This window comes from Euzebya pacifica, assembly GCF_003344865.1.
Classification (GTDB): domain Bacteria; phylum Actinomycetota; class Nitriliruptoria; order Euzebyales; family Euzebyaceae; genus Euzebya; species Euzebya pacifica.
Window position 1 is genome coordinate 943,749 of record NZ_CP031165.1, and the last position, 16,684, is coordinate 960,432.

Genomic DNA, 16,684 nt, shown 5'->3' on the forward strand with positions numbered 1-16,684 from the left:
TTTCGCGTGCGGAATGCGGTGGTGGAGGTGGAGGGCGGGGTCAGCTGCGCAGGACCGGCTGCGCGCAGGTGGGGGCGTCCAGCGCCCACACGTCGGCGCCGGCGACGGTCATGCCGAGCTGCGGGGCGATCTGGGTGACGATCGCGTGGTCCAGCGCGCCGATGGTGCTGTTGAGCGCGCCGACGAGTGGGCTGAGGAGCGGGGCGAGCAGGGCGCTGACCGGCAGGCCGGCGATCGTGACGTTGGTGCTGACCGACAGGGGGGTGAGGCCGATGCTGCCGGGACCGCTCGAGTGGGGTGCGGTCATCCCGTCGGAGAAGGTTGTCGTGTCGACCGTCACGACGGTCGGGGGCGCGGTCGAGGGGGCGGTGCCGGCCACAACGGAGAGGTCGAGCAGCCGGATGTCCAGCAGCGGCACCACGGTCACCGAGACCTGCATGCTGGTGGCCAGGGACTGCCTCGCCACGCTCCGGTCGTGGACGCTGACGTCGAGGGACCCCGGCGGGTTGGCGGTGCAGTCGATGTCGATGATCTCGGCGCGGGCGGTGGCCAGGTCGAGGGTCATGGCGAAGCTGGGGTTGGCGACCACCAGGGGGAGGCCGGTCAGGGTGCCGCCGAGGGTCAGCTGCACCTGGGAGGTCTCGGCGACCGAGTCGTCACAGGCGAGCACCGGTCCCTGGGTCACCCGGAGGCTGGCGGACAGGCCGGCCACGCCGGGCACGGTGACGCCCAGGCCCGGGACGGCGATGGCGTTGGTGCCGTTGGCCACGAACGCCGCCCCGGTGACGAGGTCCAGCACGTTGACGTGGGCAGCCAGGGCTGCGGTGCCGGCCTGTCCCACGGCCAGCAGGTCGCCGAGGGCGATGGAGACCGACGACACCGAGGTGGTGACGATGCCGTCCAGCAGCGCGGCGTGGGCGGTGTCGCCCCCGTTGCGCAGCACGTCGGCGGTGGCGGCGTACAGGTCGCCGAGGGTGACGTCGGTGCCGGCCAGCTCCTGCGGGGTGCCGGCGCCCAGCTCGGCAGCGAGGTCGCCGAGGGTGATGGTGGCGTCGGCCAGGCCGGCGTAGCCGACGAGCGTCGTGTTGAGCGCGCCGCCCAGGATCGGGTCCAGCAGGGGCGAGGACGAGGAGTCCAGGCCGAGCGCGAACGAGCCGAGGCGGATGCAGGCCGAGCCGGGGGCGCCGGGGCGGAGGCCGTTGGCGGTGGCGACGGCGGATCGGGTGGCGGGGCCGCTGGCCGGGCCGCCGAACCCGGCGGTGAAGGCGAAGGGGACGCGGCCGGCGATGGTCACGCGGACGGCGTCGGGGACCTCGCTGGTGGCGATGGAGGTGAAGGAGCCGTCGGCGGCCAGGCGGCCGGCCTCGACGTCGACCTGCTCGATCGCGCCGACGTTGTCGGTGTTGCGGTCCAGGCTCGCGTCCAGCGGGCCGCTGTGCCACAGGTTCTCGACGTCGGTGCGGGTGCCGGAGTCCAGTCGGCGGGCGAGGTCGAGGGCGACGACGTCGGCGGTGCCCTGCAGGTCGCGGGCCAGGACGCGTTGCATGCCCAGGTCGACCGCGAAGGCCGCGGCGGCCAGCAACACGACGAGGAGGAGGGCGAAGATGGGAAGCACGGCACCCCGCTCGTCGGCGGGGTCCAGGCGGCGCCGGATGACGGCGGTCATGTCAGCTGACCTCCGCCGACGCCTCGTAGACCAGGTGGTCGGGCATGGGGACCAACGCCCCGACGGCCGGGATGAGGGGGAAGGCGCCGTAGTCGTAGTCGAGCTCGACGAACGCGCAGCCGTGCAGGCCGCAGGTGTCGTCGACGACGACGGTGCAGGTCATGCCGGGGCTGGCGCAGGTGACGCCGTAGCCGACGGCGCGGTCGACGGCGTCCAGCGCCCGGGCCTCGCGGTCGGCGTTGGGCAGCCCGGCCGGGGTGACGGCGGCGGCGCGTGCCCCCTCGGCGGCGGCCTGGCTGATCGCCTGGCGGAAGCTCAGCATGTAGCCGTAGGAGATGATCCCGAGGACCAGGACCATCAGCGGCACCAGGATCGCGGCGAACTCGACCGTGGCGGCGCCGCGGTCATCATTCAGGCGAGTGGCGGGCTGCATGGGGGGTGATCCTCGGAGTGATGGTGTGGGATTCTGACGATGGGTTCGGGGAGGTCGCGGTGGGTGACTTCGTCCCGGGATCGGCGCTGGCCGGGACCGTCGAGGTCCCGGCCAGGCGAGGTTGGGACGGGCCGCGCGCTCGAGGCGATCGGGCGGCCCGTGTGGTCTGACCTAGGGGCAGGTCGTGGTGCCCGTGGTGTTCGCCGCGATGCTGGTGCAGGTCTCGGTGAAGCTCTCGTTCAGCACGCCGCCAAGGGCGGCGACCGCCGCGATGATGACGACGGCGATGAGGGCGACCATCAGGCCGTACTCCACGGCCGTGGCGCCGCGCTCGTCCTTGATGCGCAGGGACAGCATGTGGGCGATGGTGGTGATGGTGGTGATCATGGCGGTGGGGTCCTCCCTGGACTCTTACTCTTGGTGACGGTGGGTTGCCTTTGCGTGACTTAACTATCGGTGCGCATGCGTACGCTCGGTATGGCGAAAGAGGGCTATTTCATGGCATCAGGACGGACTAGTTCGCGGCACGGCGCACGGGTGTCCGTGGCGGCGATGACGCTCTGTGCGCTGCTCGCGGCCGCGTGCGGACCCACGTCCACCCCGGTGGATCCGCCATCGACCGTGGCGGTGCCGGGCGCGCCCGAGGGCCCCGCCGACGAGCCGTCGGTCGACGGCGGCGACACCACCGCAGCCGCCCCGGCCGACGCCCCGCCCGAGCCAGCGCCGGCCACCCCAGCACCTGCGGACGCCGCACCGGCCACCCCGACCGACGGTGCGCCGCCGCCAGCCGCCACCCCGACCGCGGACGCGGCCCCGCCGGCCCCGACGCCGATCGATGCGGACGGGCCGCTCGCCAGCGCCTGCCGGCCACTCCTCCAGCCCACCATCCCCGCTCGGGTGATCGAGGTGGACGCGCAGGCAGGGGCCGAGCTGTCCGGTGCGGTCCTCGAGCACCTCGCCGGACAGCTCCGACAGGTTGCCGACACGCCCGGCGGCGTCACCGTCGACGCCTCCGGCCGCATCGATGGCGACGTGCGCGAGTGGACGCTGGGGGACATCCGTGCCGTCGAGGCCGCGTCCCGCTCGATCCCCCAGACCAGCGACACGGCGGTCGTGCACGTCGTGGCCCTGCGAGGTCAGCCCGACCAGTCCGACCCCGGCATCGCCTCCTCCATCGGCATCGCGTTCGGGGCCACGTCGTTCGTGGTGTTCCCCGACCGGGTCGACGACCTTGCCCTCCTGCTCGGCGGCGCCGACGCCATCCTCCGCGCGGTCGTCGTGCACGAGCTCGGCCACCTCCTGTGCTTGGTCAACCTCTCCTATGACTCCGAGATCGACCACGAGGACCCCGAGCACCCCGGGCACAGCCGAGACGACACCTCGGTGATGTTCCACGCCATCGAGACCACGGCGATCGGCCAGCTCTTCCAGGGGGCGCCGCCGTCGACGTTCGGCGACGCCGACCTCGCCGACCTCGAGGGGCTGCGCACCGGCCGCTACTGACGCCGGTCGGCCAGTCCCGGGTGCGGGGCCGAGGGTGGTGGTCGCCCGACACAGCCCCGCGTTGGGCCGACCGTCACCCGCCTGCCACACTTGGGACCGTGAGCACCAACGCCCAGCAACATGACACCGTCCTCGTGGTGGACTTCGGCGCCCAGTACGCCCAGGTCATCGCCCGTCGCGTCCGCGAGGCGCACGTGTACTCCGAGATCGTCGGACACGACATCACCGCGGAGGAGGTCGCTGCTCGCAAGCCCAAGGGGCTGATCCTGTCCGGCGGGCCCAAGTCGGTCCACGTGGAGGGCGCCCCGACCATCGACCCGGGGATCCTCGAGCTCGGCATCCCCACGCTCGGCATCTGCTACGGCCACCAGGTCATCGCCCAGGCGCTCGGTGGCACGGTCGCCAGGACCGACAACCCCGAGTTCGGTCGCACCGACTTCCGCGGCGACCCCTCCTCCACACTGCTCGCCGACCAGCCCGAGGCGCAGACCGTGTGGATGTCCCACCGCGACGCCGTGTCGGAGGTCCCCGAGGGCTTCACCGCCATCGGCACGACGACCGGCGGTCAGGTGGCAGCCATGGAGGCCCCGGAGAAGGGGATCTTCAGCGTCCAGTACCACCCGGAGGTCAGCCACACCCCGCACGGCCAGGACGTCATCAAGTCCTTCCTGCACGCCGCCGGTGCCCACCCGTCGTGGACGGCCTTCAACGTGATCGAGGAATCCGTCGAGGCCATCCGTGCTCAGGTCGGCGACGCCGAGGTGCTGTGCGGCCTGTCGGGCGGCGTCGACTCCGCCGTTGCCGCCGCGCTGGTCCACCGGGCCATCGGCGACAAGCTGACCTGCGTCTTCGTCGACCACGGCCTGCTTCGCCACGGCGAGGCCGAGCAGGTCCAGGAGGCCTTCGGCGAGCACTTCGACGTCAACCTCGTCACCGTCAAGGCGGCCGACCAGTTCCTCGAACACCTCGCCGGCGTGACCGAGCCCGAGGAGAAGCGCAAGATCATCGGGCGCGAGTTCATCCGCGTCTTCGAGCAAGCCGCCCGCGAGCACGCTGGTGACGCCAAGTACCTGGTGCAGGGCACCCTCTACCCCGACGTCATCGAGTCGGGCCACGGCAGCGCGTCGACCATCAAGTCCCACCACAACGTCGGTGGCCTGCCCGACGACATGGAGTTCGACCTCGTCGAGCCGCTCCGCTGGTTGTTCAAGGACGAGGTCCGCAAGGTGGGGGAGGAGCTCGGGCTGCCCGAGGAGATGGTCTGGCGCCAGCCCTTCCCGGGCCCCGGACTCGGCGTGCGGATCATCGGTGAGGTCACCGGCGAACGCCTCGACCTGCTGCGTGCGGCCGACCGGATCGTGCTGGCCGAGCTCAAGCGGGCGGGCCTCGAACGCGAGATCTGGCAGTCCTTCGCGGTGCTGCCGGCCATCCGCTCGGTGGGTGTCCAGGGCGACGAGCGCACCTACGGCCACCCCATCATCATTCGCGCCGTCACCAGCGAGGACGCCATGACGGCCGACTTCGCCCGCATCCCCTACGACGTCCTCGAACGCATCGCCACCCGCGTCATCAACGAGGTCGACGGCATCAACCGCGTCGCCTACGACGTGACGAGCAAGCCCCCCGGGACCATCGAGTGGGAGTAGGACCCGACTCCGCGACGAAGGAGCGCTAGGAGGCCCGCGCTCCCGCGAGGGGGGTTCGAAAGGGGGCGGAGCCCCCTTGGGCAGGCATCGAGTGGGAGTAGGACTCTGGCGGTAGTGCGGGTCCTCCCACCGGGGCTGTTGTATCCGGTACCGTGGCGCACCGATGGCTGAGCAGTTCCTGGACGCCCGACAGGCCGCGCTGAACGGCCTCTTCGACGATGCCGCGGTGTTCCCGCCGGCGAACCGCCCCATGGAGGACGCGCTGGCGAGCCACCGTGGGCACCAGGGCGGTGATCGCGGATGGCTGGTCAACCGGTTCCTCATCCGCGCCAGCCAGGCCGGCGAGCTGCCCGAGCTGCTGGAGGATCCCGACGAGCTGCAGCTCGGCGTCGTCCTCGACCGCACGGCCGGCGGCACCTTCGCGGAGTCCGTCGGAGCCGACCTCGCCAGCATCACCGGGCTGGCCCGTGACCGGCGGATCAGGCTGACCGGCCTGGAGCTGTCGCTGGACGGTGATGACGCCGAGGGCGAGGTCGCTGGCATCCTGGCTGCACTCCAGGGGGCACGCTTCCCCGAGAACCTGACCCTGGCCATCGAGGTCCCGATCAGCGGCCGGTCCGCCGGTGAGGTCCTGCGGGGCATCAGCGCCATCGCGGGGGCCCGGGCGCCGGGCGGCAGGTACGCCGACGGGCTGATCGCCAAGGTCCGCTGCGGAGGAACGGTCGCCTCGGCCATCCCCGCTGACCTGGAGGTCGCCGGCTTCATCCGTGCCTGCGCCAAGGAGCAGGTCCCCTTCAAGGCCACCGCCGGGCTGCACCACCCCTCCCGCACGACCAACGAGGACCACGGCGGTCTCGAGCACGGGTTCCTGAACGTCCTGGCCGCCGCCACCGCCGCGTTCCAGGGCGAACGCCTCGACGTCGTCGAGGACCACCTCGGCCGCGCCGGCGACCAGTTCAAGCTGGGTCCGGGCGCCATGATCGTCGGCGACGCCGTGGTCGAGGGGCAGACCCTCGCTGCCGTGCGCGCCCAGTTCTTCCGCGGCATCGGCTGCTGCGACATCCTCGACCCCATCACCGACCTCGCACAGATGGGTGTCGTCACCGCAACCGGAGGCCTGTCATGAGCCGCTCCTGGGTGGCCGGGGCCGACGGGTCGGGCTACGGCCTGTCCCACCTGCCCTACGGGGTCGTGATGGTGGACGGCCATCCCGTTCCCGCCGTTCGCATCGGCGACCATGCGCTGGACCTCCGGGCCTGCCACCGCGCAGGGCTCCTGCCGGGCGTGGTCTGGGCCGAGCACGTCGACCTGACGATGCTGATGATGGAGGGCGCCGACGTGTGGGCGGGGGTCCGCGCTGCCGTGACCGACCTGCTGTCGGAGGACGGCTCGCAGCGCCCGCCCGACGGGGCGCTGGTCCCGCTCGCCGACGTGGCCGCCCCGACGATGCCGTTCACCGTCGCCGACTACGTCGACTTCTACTCCTCCCTCCACCACGCCACGAACCTCGGCCGGCTGTTCCGCCCTGACTCCGACCCGTTGCTGCCGAACTGGCGCCACCTGCCGGTCGGCTACCACGGACGCGCCGGGACGGTCGTGGTCAGCGGCACGCCGATCCATCGGCCCGTCGGCCAGCAGCGGCCGCCCCAGCCGGGTGCCGCCCCGCCGGTCGGCCCGTCGGAACGCCTCGACATCGAGCTCGAGGTCGGCTTCGTGACCGGTGGACTGGGCACGCCGCTGGGCACCGCCGTGCCGGCGTCCGCGGCCGGAGACCACATCTTCGGCATCGTGCTGGTCAACGACTGGTCCGCTCGCGACATCCAGGCGTGGGAGTACCAGCCGCTCGGCCCGTTCCTCGGCAAGTCCTTCGCCACGTCGATCGGCCCGTGGATCACCCCGCTGGCTGCCCTCGAGGCCGCCCGCGTGGCCCCGCCCGAGCAGGACCCGCCCGTCAGTGACTACCTGCGTGTCGACGGGAAGTGGTCCTTCGACCTATCCCTGGAGGTGGCCATCACGCCGGCCGGTACCACGACCGAGGAGGTCATCAGCCGCGTGTCGTTCGCCGACATGTACTGGACGATGCCCCAGCAGCTGGCCCACGCGACGGTCAACGGCGCGACCATCCGGGCCGGCGACCTGTTCGCCTCCGGCACCGTGTCGGGGCCGGAGCGCGGCACCGAGGGCTCGTTGATCGAGCTGACCATGGGCGGGCGCGAACCCATCACCATCGCCGGGGTCGAGCGCACGTTCCTGCAGGACGGCGACACCGTGACCCTGCGCGGGTCGTGCGAGGGCGTCGACGGCCAGCCGGTCGTGCTGGCCGAGGTCACCGGGACGATCCTGCCCCCGGGGTAGGGGGCAGCGGGGTCAGTCCTTCTGACCCCTGGCGGCCATCGTCGGGATCAGCACGACCGCGACGGCCGAGAACAGCGCCACAAGCCCCCACTTGGCGCCGGTGGTGACGTCGGCGGGGACGATGGCGAGGATCGACGCGGCCAGTGCCCCGAAGGCGACGGCCATCCAGATCCTGCGGGACTTCTCCTTGCCCAGGCCCTGCTCCAGCAGCATGACCGCGATCCAGGCGACCATGCCGACCGCGAGGGTGGCCAGCGTCACCGTCATCAGCCCGAAGCCGCTCTCCAGCGACAGGCCGAACGGCCCGGTGAGGACGAGGTGCATCGTGGCGGCGACACCGGGGGCGAGCAGCACACCGGCAAGCCGGTAGCCGATGGGCTTGGGCGTCGGGGGGACGATGTCTTCCTGGGTCTGAACGGGGATTGCGCCGGCCATGGGGTGATCGTGTTCCTCTGGGTGGGTGGCTCGGTGTGCGCCCCGCCGTGCGGGGCACGAGGACGCAGGGCTGCCTGCATCATCTCGTCGACGTGGAGGGTATCGGATCGTGTCGGCCGTCCAGCATTCGGCCCCGGGCGGTGTCAGTGGCAGCCCGTACCATGACGTCACCGTGACGATTCCCAGCCTGCACCTCGACGGACTCAACCCACAGCAGAAGGACGCCGTGATGCACGACGGCGGGCCGCTGCTCGTCGTGGCCGGGGCGGGCTCGGGCAAGACCCGCGTGCTGACCCACCGGATCGCGCGGCTGATCGGCGACGGGGTGCACCCGCTGGAGATCCTCGCGATCACCTTCACCAACAAGGCCGCGGGCGAGATGAAGGACCGCGTCGGGCGCCTCGTCGGCGACGACCTGGTGGGCATCAGCCGCGACGACCAGGGGCAGCCCACGAAGCGGCGCTGGGGCGGGATGTGGGTGCAGACCTTCCACTCGGCCTGCGCCCGGTTGCTGCGCACCGAGGCGCCACGGCTCGGGTACGCCAAGCACTTCTCGATCTACGACACCAGCGACTCGGGGCGGGTCGTGTCCAGCGTCATCAGCGACATCGGCCTGGACACCAAGAAGATCCCGGTCCGGGCGGCGCTGTCGGCCATCTCCGCGGCGAAGAACGAGCTGATCGACTTCGAGACCTACGCCTCACGCGCCGAGGACTGGTGGACCACCCAGGTCGCGGAGGTCTACAAGGGCTACCAGGCCAAGCTCCACACGGCCTCGGCCATGGACTTCGACGACCTGCTGGTCAAGAGCGTGGAGATCCTCCAGCTGTTCGACGACACGCGGGAGCGCTACCAGCGGCAGTTCCAGCACGTGCTCGTCGACGAGTGGCAGGACACCAACCACGCCCAGTACAAGCTGGTGCAGCTGCTGGCCGAACAGCATCGCAACATCACCGTCGTCGGCGACTCCGACCAGTCGATCTACGCCTTTCGCGGGGCGGACATCCGCAACCTGCTGGACTTCGAGAACGACTTCCCCGACGCGACCACGATCGTGCTGGATCGCAACTACCGGTCCACCCAGACGGTGCTCGACGCGGCCAACGCCGTCATCGCCAACAACTCCCAGCGGGTCGCCAAGGACCTGTGGACCGAGGCGGGCGCCGGCGACCGGATCATCCGCTACACCGCCGAGAACGAACATGACGAGGCCGCGTTCGTCGCCGAGGAGATCCGCAAGCTGACCGCCGAGGGCACCTACCGCGGCGAGGACTGTGCCGTCTTCTACCGGACCAACGCCCAGTCCCGTGTGATGGAGGAGGTCATGCTGCGGGTGGGGCAGCCCTATCAGGTGATCGGCTCGACCCGCTTCTACGACCGCAAGGAGGTCAAGGACGCGCTGGCGTACCTGACCGTCCTGGTCAACCCCGGCGACGACGTCGCAGCGGGCCGCATCCTCAACGTCCCGCGACGTGGCATCGGCAAGAAGACGCAGGAGGCGCTGACCGGATACGCGGCCACGACCGGCACCTCGTTGATCGAGGCCTGCCGGCAGGTGGGTGCGATCAACGGCGTGCCCACCCGTGCCGTCGGGGCCGTCGAGGGATTCGTGGCCTTCGTCGACCGAATGCGCACCTCGTGGATCGAGGAGGAGCTGACCCCCCGCGCGCTGCTGGAGAAGGTGCTCGCGGAGTCGGGCTACATCTCCGAGCTCGAGGCCGAGCGCAGCCCCGAGGCCGAGGCACGGCTGGAGAACCTCGCCGAGCTCGAAGGGGTCGCGGAGGACCTGCTGTCGCTGACGCCCGACGCCACGCTGCCGGAGTTCCTCGAGCGGGTGCAGCTGGTCAACGCCGAGGACGACCTGACCGACGAGTCGGCACGGGTGACCCTCATGACCCTCCACAACGCCAAGGGCCTGGAGTTCCCCGTCGTCTTCCTCGTGGGGCTCGAGGAAGGGGTCTTCCCCCACAGCCGCACCCTGTCGGAGCCCGACGAGATCGAGGAGGAGCGCCGACTGGCCTACGTGGGCATGACTCGCGCGGAGAAGCGGCTGTACGTCACTTCGGCGTGGGCGCGCACGCTGTTCGGCGGGTCGCAGTCCAACCCGCCGAGCCGGTTCCTCGGCGAGATCCCGTCGGAGCTGGTGGAGGACCGCTCCACCGACCGTGGCGGTCCCTCCCGCAGGGCGCTGTCGATGGCCGGCGTGAAGACGCAGTACCACCGCCGGGTCGAGGCCGACGATGACGACGGCCCGGAGTTCAAGGCCGGGGACTGGGTCATGCACACGCGCTTCGGCAAGGGGCGTATCGTCGAGATGGCGGGCATGCCGGGCGAGGAGGAAGCCGTCATCGACTTCGCCGAGTCCGGTGAGAAGCGCCTCGTCCTGGCCTACGCTCCGCTGATCCGCGCCTGAGGGACGAGGACAGAGGGTCCGACCGCGGTGCCCGGTCGGACGGGACCGAGCGTTACGCTCTTGGGTCCGGAAACATACGCTGATCGCCGAACTAAGTCCGCGGTCGATTGGCCAGAAGTGTGAGGATCACGATGGACGAGAACGCCACGGTCAACACCGCTGGAGAAGTACTCGCGCTGATCCGTGACGGGCGGGCGCGCACCCGCGCCGAACTCGTCCGGCTGACTGGCCTGTCACGCGCAACGGTGTCCCAGCGGGTGGAGTCCCTCCTCGGCGGTGGATTCGTCTACGAAGCAGGCGAGGCGCCCAGCACCGGTGGGCGTCCGCCCCAGACGCTGGCGTTCAACAGCGACGCAGGGGTCGTGCTCGTCGCCGACCTCGACGTCACCCACGCCCGCCTCGCCGTTGCCGACCTCTCCGGCAGCCTCCTCGCGGAGTCAACGGGCGAGATCGACATCGCCGACGGGCCCGACCGGGTGATCTCGTGGATGCTGGAGGGGTTCGAGGCGCTGCTCGACAGGGTCAGCCGTGGGTCGGCCTCCGTGCGGGGCATAGGCATCGGCGTCCCGGGGCCGGTGGAGTACTCCGCTGGCCGAGCGGTCAGCCCGCCGATCATGCCCGGCTGGGACGGGGTGGCCATCCCTGCCCTCGTGCAGAAGGTGCACCCGGTGCCGGTGCTCGTGGACAACGACGTCAACATCATGGCGCTCGGTGAGTACTGGACGAACTGGCGAGACCGGGTCGACGACCTGCTCTTCGTGAAGGTCGGCACCGGCATCGGCAGCGGCCTGGTCATGCACGGCCGCATCTACCGCGGGCAGAACGGCGCGGCGGGCGACATGGGGCACATCCGCGTCCCCTCAGCGGGCTCGGTGGTCTGTCGCTGCGGCAACGTGGGGTGCCTGGAGGCGGTGGCCAGCGGCGCTGCGCTGGCGACGGAGCTCCGGGCGATGGGGGTGGATGCCCAGGGGGTCCGCGATGTCGCCCGCGAGGCCACCGGCGGCAACACCCAGGCGATCCGGATGATCAGGGAGGCGGGTCGGCAGATCGGCGAGGTGCTCGCCGGCGCCGTCAACCTGCTCAACCCCGGCGCCATCGTCCTCGGCGGCGACGTGGCCCTGGCGGCCGCCGAGCTCGTCGCGGGCGTCCGCGAGGCCGTCTACGAGCGGTCGACGGTGCTTGCGACCAACGACCTGCGCGTGCAGACCAGCGAGCTCAACGAGCGCGCCGGCGTGACCGGCGCGGCCGTCATGATCATCGAGTCGATCCTGCTGCCGGTCGCCGTCGACGAGGCCATCCGCACCAGCTGAGGTCACCGTCGGGTGGCAGGAGTGTGTCGCCTGCGTTACGTGCTTTTGCTTGACATCTGACGTAAGTGTGATCATATGTCGGCAGATGGACGTCGAAACGTTGGCCGATAACGGTGTCGAACCCCTCGGAAGTGTGGCCGCTGCACCAGCGCACACCTACCGGGCAGGGATCATTGGCGGTGGGTTCATGGGCCGGGTCCATGCGCGTGCCGTGCGGGTGGCGGGAGGACGCGTGGTTGCGCTCGCGTCCAGCAGTCCCGACCGTGCCGCCCGCGCCGCGGCCGACATCGGGGCCGAACGGGCCGTCGAGTCCGTGGAGGCCCTGGTCGGCGCCGACGACGTCGACGTCGTCCACGTGTGCACGCCCAACCACCTGCACCACCCCGTCGCGATGGCGGCCGTGGCCGCCGGCAAGCACGTGGTGTGCGAGAAGCCGCTGGCCACGTCCCCCGAGGAGGCCCGCGAGCTGGTCGACGCCGTGACCGCCAACGGCCTCGTCGGCACCGTCCCCTTCGTCTACCGGTTCCACCCCATGGTGCGCGAGGCCCGTGCACGTGTGCGCAGCGGCGAGATGGGTCGCGTCCTGCTGACCCACGGCTCCTACCTGCAGGACTGGCTGAGCAACGACGCCGACAACAACTGGCGGGTCGACGCCGACCTCGGGGGCCCGAGCCGTGCGTTCGCCGACATCGGGTCGCACTGGTGTGACCTGGTGGAGTTCGTGACCGGCGACCGCATCTCCGCCCTGAGCGGCCAGATGGCAACCATCGCCCCGAACCGCGGTGGTGACGGCCGGGTCGTCACCACGGAGGACATGGCCACCGTGCAGTTCCGCACCGAGGCCGGGGTCCTGGGTTCGGTCGTCATCAGCCAGGTCTCGCCGGGCCGCAAGAACCGCCTGCTGCTGGAGATCTCGTGCAGCGAGGGTTCCCTCGCCTTCGACCAGGAACAGCCCGAACGCCTGTGGCACGGTCGCAGGGACGCGTCGCAGGACCTGCTGCGCGACCCCGACACCCTGTCCGCGGCTGCGGCACGTTACAGCCGGCTCCCGGCCGGCCACGCGCAGGGCTATCAGGACTGCTTCGACGCCTTCGTCGCCGACACGGGTGCCGCCATCGGTGGTGCTGCCCCCGACGGGCTGCCGACCTTCGAGGACGGCCTCCGTTCGGCCCACGTGGTCGACGCCGTCCTGCGCTCCTCGGCGGCGGACGGTCGTTGGGAGGCGGTCTGCTCGTGACCGGCCTGCCCCAGCCCCCACAGCCCATCGTCGAGATGACGGGGATCGTGAAGTCCTTCTTCGGCGTCGACGTCCTGCACGGCGTGGACTTCGACGTGCGACCCGGAGAGGTCCACGCGCTCGTCGGCGAGAACGGCGCTGGCAAGTCCACGCTGATGAAGGTGCTCGCCGGCGTGCACCGCGCCGACGCAGGGACCGTGCGCCTCGACGGTGCGGTCGTGGAGTTCGGCCACCCCCTGGACGCGCAGCACGCCGGGGTGACGACGGTCTACCAGGAGTTCAACCTGCTGCCCGAGCGCACCGTCGCCCAGAACGTCTTCCTCGGTCGCGAACCCCGCCGCCGTGGGCTCGTCGACCGCCGCCGCATGCGGCAGGAGACCGCAGACCTGCTCGACGACCTGGGCGTGGACCGGACCGTCCTGGACCCCGACCGACGGGTGGCAAGCCTCTCGGTGGCCCAGCAGCAGGTCGTCGAGATCGTCAAGGCCATGTCGATGCAGACCCGGGTGATCTGCATGGACGAGCCCACCGCCGCGCTGGCCGGTGCCGAGGTCGACCTGCTGTACCGGCTCGTGCGGACGCTGCAGTCCCGCGGGGTGGCCATCGTCTACGTGTCCCACCGGCTCGTGGAGATCTTCGACCTGAGCGACCGGATCACCGTGCTCAAGGACGGCCACCTGGTGCACACCGTGGACACCGCCGAGACCACCCCCGACGACCTCGTCCGGGACATGGTGGGCCGCAACCTCGGCTCGTTCTTCCCGGCGCGGACCGACGACGGTCCCTCCGAGGAGGTGCTGCTGTCGCTGTCCGATGCGGGGAACCACGACGTGGACGGCATCGACCTGCAGGTTCGAGCCGGCGAGGTGGTCGGCGTGGCCGGCCTGCAGGGCAGCGGACGCACGGAGCTCGCGCACGCGGTGTTCGGCCTGCGGCCCTTCACCAGGGGCACCATGCGGGTCAAGGGACAGGACGTTCGTCCGACCTCTGCTCGCGAGGCCATCACGGCCGGCATCGCGCTGGTCACCGAGGACCGCAAGGCCCAGGGCCTGGCGCTCGAACAGGGCGTCGAGGCCAACGCCCGGCTCGTGCTGGACGCCGTCGCCCCGCGGCAAGCCCCCGAACGGGCCGCACGCATCCCTGAGCTCCTGTCCAGCCTCGAGTTCTCCGCGCGCAGCGGGTCCCGGGAGGTCAGGTATCTCTCCGGTGGGAACCAGCAGAAGGTCGTGCTGACCAAGTGGCTGGTCACCGATCCGGCGGTCCTCGTCCTGGACGAACCGACACGGGGCATCGACGTGGGCGCGAAACGCGCCGTCTACGACCTGGTCCGTGACCGCTGCGCCGCTGGCGTCGGCGTGCTGCTGATCTCCTCGGAGCTCCCCGAGCTGCTGGGCGTCTCCGATCGCATCGTGGTGATGCGGGACGGTCGCCTGGTCGGCGAGGTCGGTCCGGACGCCAGCGAGTCCGACATCCTGGCCATCGCGGCCGGCGCCACCGGCGAGGCGGCGGCATGACGACCACCACCTCGTCGGGAATCCGGGACCGGTTCGACCTCTCGCCCACCGTCCTGATCTGGCTCGCCCTCGTCCTCGTGCTGGTCGTCGGCGGGATCATCGTCTCCGCCGACGGCGGGAACCTGTTCGCGCAGTCCAACGTGGTCAACCTGCTGAGCCGGACCAGCGTCCTCGGCTTCGTCGCCCTCGGCCAGACCCTCGTGATCCTGTGCCGGTCGCTGGACCTCTCCGTGGGGTTCACCGCGGCCCTCGCCAGCATCGTCGGCGCCACGGTGATGGACGGTGACCCCGGCCGGATCGTGCTCGGCGTTGCGGCGGCGCTCGCCGTCTCGGCCGTCATCGGGCTGGTCAACGGCGTCGTCATCGCCCGACTCGACGTCAACCCCTTCATCGCCACCCTCGGCATGGGGCTGATCATCAAGGGCTACCTCGACACGCGCTACGCCGGCCCCGTCGGCGCGGTGCCCCCGGCCTTCCAGGACTTCGGCTACACCCGCATCTGGGTCGTCCCCGTCGCCACGGTGGTCATGCTGCTCGTGGCGCTGGCGTCCGGCCTCCTGCTCGGGCGGACCCGCGCCGGCCACGCCATGTACGCCGTCGGCGGCAACACCGATGCCGCACGGCTGTCGGGCATCCGCACCGACCGCACCATCGTCCTCGCCCACGTGCTGTGTGCGGTGGCCGCGGGACTGGCCGGCCTGCTGCTCGCCGCACGGTTCTCCACCGGCGTGGGCGCACAGATCTACAGCGCCGGCTACGACCTCGAGTCCATCGCCGCCGTCGTCCTCGGCGGCACCCTCCTGATGGGTGGACGAGGCGGTGTGTCGGGGACCGTCGCCGGTGTCCTGATCCTCGCGACGCTCGACTCGGTCTTCAACCTGCTGCAGGTCGACCCCTTCTTCCGCGACGTGCTGCGCGGCGTCATCATCATCACCGCCGTGGCGATCTACGCACGGCGCCAGATCGACGCCTCGAGCCTGCGGCAGCGCTTCACCCGCACGGGTGCGCCCAGAACCGCCGATGCGGTCAGCCGGGAGGTGGCCTCGTGAGCGGTCTCCGGGAACGCAGCGGCGCCCTTGCCGGCCTGATGGGACGCCTGACCACCGGGACGGCAACGGTGTTCGCCCTGCTGGTGTCCGTGCTGGTCGTCATCACGGCCCTCAACCCGTCCTTCGCCGAGCCGCCGTCGTTGATGACCTTCCTGCGCGCTGCCGCGCCGCTGGTCGTCCTCGCCATCGGCCAGTACCTGGTGATCGTCAGCGGCGAGTTCGACCTCTCGGTCGGTGCCCTCGTCGGTGCGCAGGTCGTGGTCGCCGCTCGGCTCATCGACGGCATGGAGGAGCGCACGTGGCCGGTGCTGCTGCTGATGATGGGGCTCGGCGTGCTGGTCGGCCTCGTCAACGGCCTGGTGACCACGCTGCTCAGGGTTCCCTCCTTCATCACCACGCTCGGCACGCAGCTCGTGCTCTTCGGGGCCGTGCGGCTGTGGACCGGCGGTGCACCCACCGGCGCCCTGTCCGAAGGGTTCCGCCGCTGGGGACGGATGGGCATCGACATGCCGGTGCTGCGACAGCTGCCCTACGCGTTGCTGATCGCGCTCGTCGTGGCCGGCCTCGCCGCGCTGCTGATGCGGTCCCCGTTCGGAAGGACGCTGATCGCGACCGGTGACAACGACACCGCCGCTGCCTTCGCGGGTGTGCGGGTGTGGCGTGTCCGGACCATCGCCTTCGTCCTGTCCTCCCTCATGGCCACCCTGGCCGCGGTGCTCATCGGCGGGTTCGCCGGCGTCACCGCGCAGGTCGGGGACGGCCTGGAGTTCACCGCCATCACCGCGGTCGTGCTCGGCGGCGTCGTGCTCGGCGGTGGGCGGGGAACCGTCACCGCCGCCATCGCCGGTGCGCTGGCCTACCAGGCCATCCAGCGCCTGTTCACGCAGCTGGCGCTGCCGTCGACAGCCAGGCCCACCCTCCAGGGACTGATCATCATCGCGGCCGTCGCTTGGGCGGCACGGGGCAGCAGCCGCGCGACGACCAGCCCACCGGCCGGACACGACGACCCCACCGACCCGCCCGGTACCGCCGCCACCGCAGGTGTCGGCGATCGACACATCGCGACGTCGCCCGCACCTTCCGGCGACTGACCACCCGATCCACCCCGACCGCACAGCAACAC

The 16,684-nt window shown here is 71.2% G+C and carries 14 protein-coding genes; 10 read left to right on the forward strand and 4 right to left on the reverse strand.

The window, feature by feature from the left end; genetic code table 11:
* Positions 1 to 40 precede the first annotated feature (40 nt).
* The 3 genes from DVS28_RS03905 to DVS28_RS03915 all read right to left on the reverse strand — a co-directional run bounded on the left by DVS28_RS03905 (position 41) and on the right by DVS28_RS03915 (position 2,486).
* Positions 41 to 1,666 (reverse strand): pilus assembly protein TadG-related protein, encoded by a 1,626-nt coding sequence (locus DVS28_RS03905; RefSeq protein WP_114590295.1) that lies wholly within the window; start codon positions 1,664 to 1,666, stop codon positions 41 to 43.
* A gap of 1 nt (position 1,667) precedes the next feature.
* Positions 1,668 to 2,099 carry a TadE/TadG family type IV pilus assembly protein gene (locus DVS28_RS03910; RefSeq protein WP_114590296.1) on the reverse strand — a complete coding sequence of 144 codons (432 nt, stop codon included), beginning with the start codon at positions 2,097 to 2,099 and terminating at the stop codon, positions 1,668 to 1,670.
* A gap of 171 nt (positions 2,100 to 2,270) precedes the next feature.
* Positions 2,271 to 2,486, reverse strand: a complete 216-nt coding sequence (locus DVS28_RS03915) for a Flp family type IVb pilin (RefSeq protein ID WP_114590297.1) — start codon at positions 2,484 to 2,486, stop codon at positions 2,271 to 2,273.
* A 165-nt stretch (positions 2,487 to 2,651) separates the two neighbouring features.
* On the opposite strand from DVS28_RS03915, the gene DVS28_RS28115 reads away from it, so the two are divergent.
* The 4 genes from DVS28_RS28115 to fahA all read left to right on the forward strand — a co-directional run bounded on the left by DVS28_RS28115 (position 2,652) and on the right by fahA (position 7,603).
* A complete protein-coding gene (locus DVS28_RS28115) occupies positions 2,652 to 3,602 on the forward strand; it encodes a hypothetical protein (RefSeq protein ID WP_164709906.1) in 951 nt (316 codons plus the stop codon).
* Positions 3,603 to 3,700: 98 nt separating this feature from the next.
* A complete protein-coding gene (gene guaA, locus DVS28_RS03930; protein WP_114590300.1) occupies positions 3,701 to 5,248 on the forward strand; it encodes a glutamine-hydrolyzing GMP synthase in 1,548 nt (515 codons plus the stop codon).
* 163 nt (positions 5,249 to 5,411) lie between these two features.
* The gene (locus tag DVS28_RS28120) at positions 5,412 to 6,374 is read left to right on the forward strand and encodes a hypothetical protein (protein ID WP_164709907.1); all 963 of its coding nucleotides are present in this window, start codon (positions 5,412 to 5,414) and stop codon (positions 6,372 to 6,374) included.
* Positions 6,371 to 7,603: a fumarylacetoacetase gene (gene fahA, locus DVS28_RS03940; protein WP_114590301.1), complete on the forward strand. Its 1,233-nt coding sequence runs from the start codon at positions 6,371 to 6,373 to the stop codon at positions 7,601 to 7,603. Before DVS28_RS28120 ends, fahA begins: the two co-directional genes overlap by 4 nt.
* A 12-nt stretch (positions 7,604 to 7,615) precedes the next feature.
* Here fahA and DVS28_RS03945 read toward each other — a convergent pair whose 3' ends face one another.
* Positions 7,616 to 8,038: a DUF6069 family protein gene (locus tag DVS28_RS03945; protein ID WP_114590302.1), complete on the reverse strand. Its 423-nt coding sequence runs from the start codon at positions 8,036 to 8,038 to the stop codon at positions 7,616 to 7,618.
* Between the two features lie 172 nt (positions 8,039 to 8,210).
* Between DVS28_RS03945 and DVS28_RS03950 the strand changes: the two genes are divergently transcribed.
* The 6 genes from DVS28_RS03950 (at position 8,211) to DVS28_RS03975 (ending at position 16,652) form a co-directional block, all read left to right on the forward strand.
* On the forward strand, positions 8,211 to 10,451 hold the full coding sequence (locus tag DVS28_RS03950; RefSeq protein WP_216826374.1) for an ATP-dependent helicase: 2,241 nt from the start codon (positions 8,211 to 8,213) through the stop codon (positions 10,449 to 10,451).
* Positions 10,452 to 10,582: 131 nt separating this feature from the next.
* A complete protein-coding gene (locus DVS28_RS03955) occupies positions 10,583 to 11,761 on the forward strand; it encodes an ROK family transcriptional regulator (protein ID WP_114590303.1) in 1,179 nt (392 codons plus the stop codon).
* Between the two features lie 85 nt (positions 11,762 to 11,846).
* Positions 11,847 to 12,998 carry a Gfo/Idh/MocA family protein gene (locus tag DVS28_RS03960; protein ID WP_114590304.1) on the forward strand — a complete coding sequence of 384 codons (1,152 nt, stop codon included), beginning with the start codon at positions 11,847 to 11,849 and terminating at the stop codon, positions 12,996 to 12,998.
* 35 nt (positions 12,999 to 13,033) lie between these two features.
* Complete coding sequence (locus DVS28_RS03965; RefSeq protein WP_114593973.1) at positions 13,034 to 14,512, forward strand: ATP-binding cassette domain-containing protein; 1,479 nt, start codon at positions 13,034 to 13,036, stop codon at positions 14,510 to 14,512.
* A complete protein-coding gene (locus tag DVS28_RS03970) occupies positions 14,509 to 15,561 on the forward strand; it encodes an ABC transporter permease (protein WP_114590305.1) in 1,053 nt (350 codons plus the stop codon). The genes DVS28_RS03965 and DVS28_RS03970 overlap by 4 nt, the downstream gene beginning before the upstream one ends.
* Positions 15,562 to 15,599: 38 nt before the next feature.
* Entirely contained in the window at positions 15,600 to 16,652 is a 1,053-nt protein-coding gene (locus DVS28_RS03975) for an ABC transporter permease subunit (protein WP_114593974.1), read from the forward strand.
* The last annotated feature ends 32 nt before the right edge of the window (positions 16,653 to 16,684 follow it).

Coding starts and splice junctions, on each gene's coding strand:
- DVS28_RS03905 (WP_114590295.1), bottom strand. CDS start 1,666: ATGACCGCCGTCATCCGGCGCCGCCTGGACCCCGCCGACGAGCGGGGT.
- DVS28_RS03910 (WP_114590296.1), bottom strand. CDS start 2,099: ATGCAGCCCGCCACTCGCCTGAATGATGACCGCGGCGCCGCCACGGTC.
- DVS28_RS03915 (WP_114590297.1), bottom strand. CDS start 2,486: ATGATCACCACCATCACCACCATCGCCCACATGCTGTCCCTGCGCATC.
- DVS28_RS28115 (WP_164709906.1), top strand. CDS start 2,652: ATGACGCTCTGTGCGCTGCTCGCGGCCGCGTGCGGACCCACGTCCACC.
- DVS28_RS28120 (WP_164709907.1), top strand. CDS start 5,412: ATGGCTGAGCAGTTCCTGGACGCCCGACAGGCCGCGCTGAACGGCCTC.
- fahA (WP_114590301.1), top strand. CDS start 6,371: ATGAGCCGCTCCTGGGTGGCCGGGGCCGACGGGTCGGGCTACGGCCTG.
- DVS28_RS03945 (WP_114590302.1), bottom strand. CDS start 8,038: ATGGCCGGCGCAATCCCCGTTCAGACCCAGGAAGACATCGTCCCCCCG.
- DVS28_RS03955 (WP_114590303.1), top strand. CDS start 10,583: ATGGACGAGAACGCCACGGTCAACACCGCTGGAGAAGTACTCGCGCTG.
- DVS28_RS03960 (WP_114590304.1), top strand. CDS start 11,847: ATGGACGTCGAAACGTTGGCCGATAACGGTGTCGAACCCCTCGGAAGT.
- DVS28_RS03965 (WP_114593973.1), top strand. CDS start 13,034: ATGACGGGGATCGTGAAGTCCTTCTTCGGCGTCGACGTCCTGCACGGC.
- DVS28_RS03970 (WP_114590305.1), top strand. CDS start 14,509: ATGACGACCACCACCTCGTCGGGAATCCGGGACCGGTTCGACCTCTCG.
- DVS28_RS03975 (WP_114593974.1), top strand. CDS start 15,600: ATGGGACGCCTGACCACCGGGACGGCAACGGTGTTCGCCCTGCTGGTG.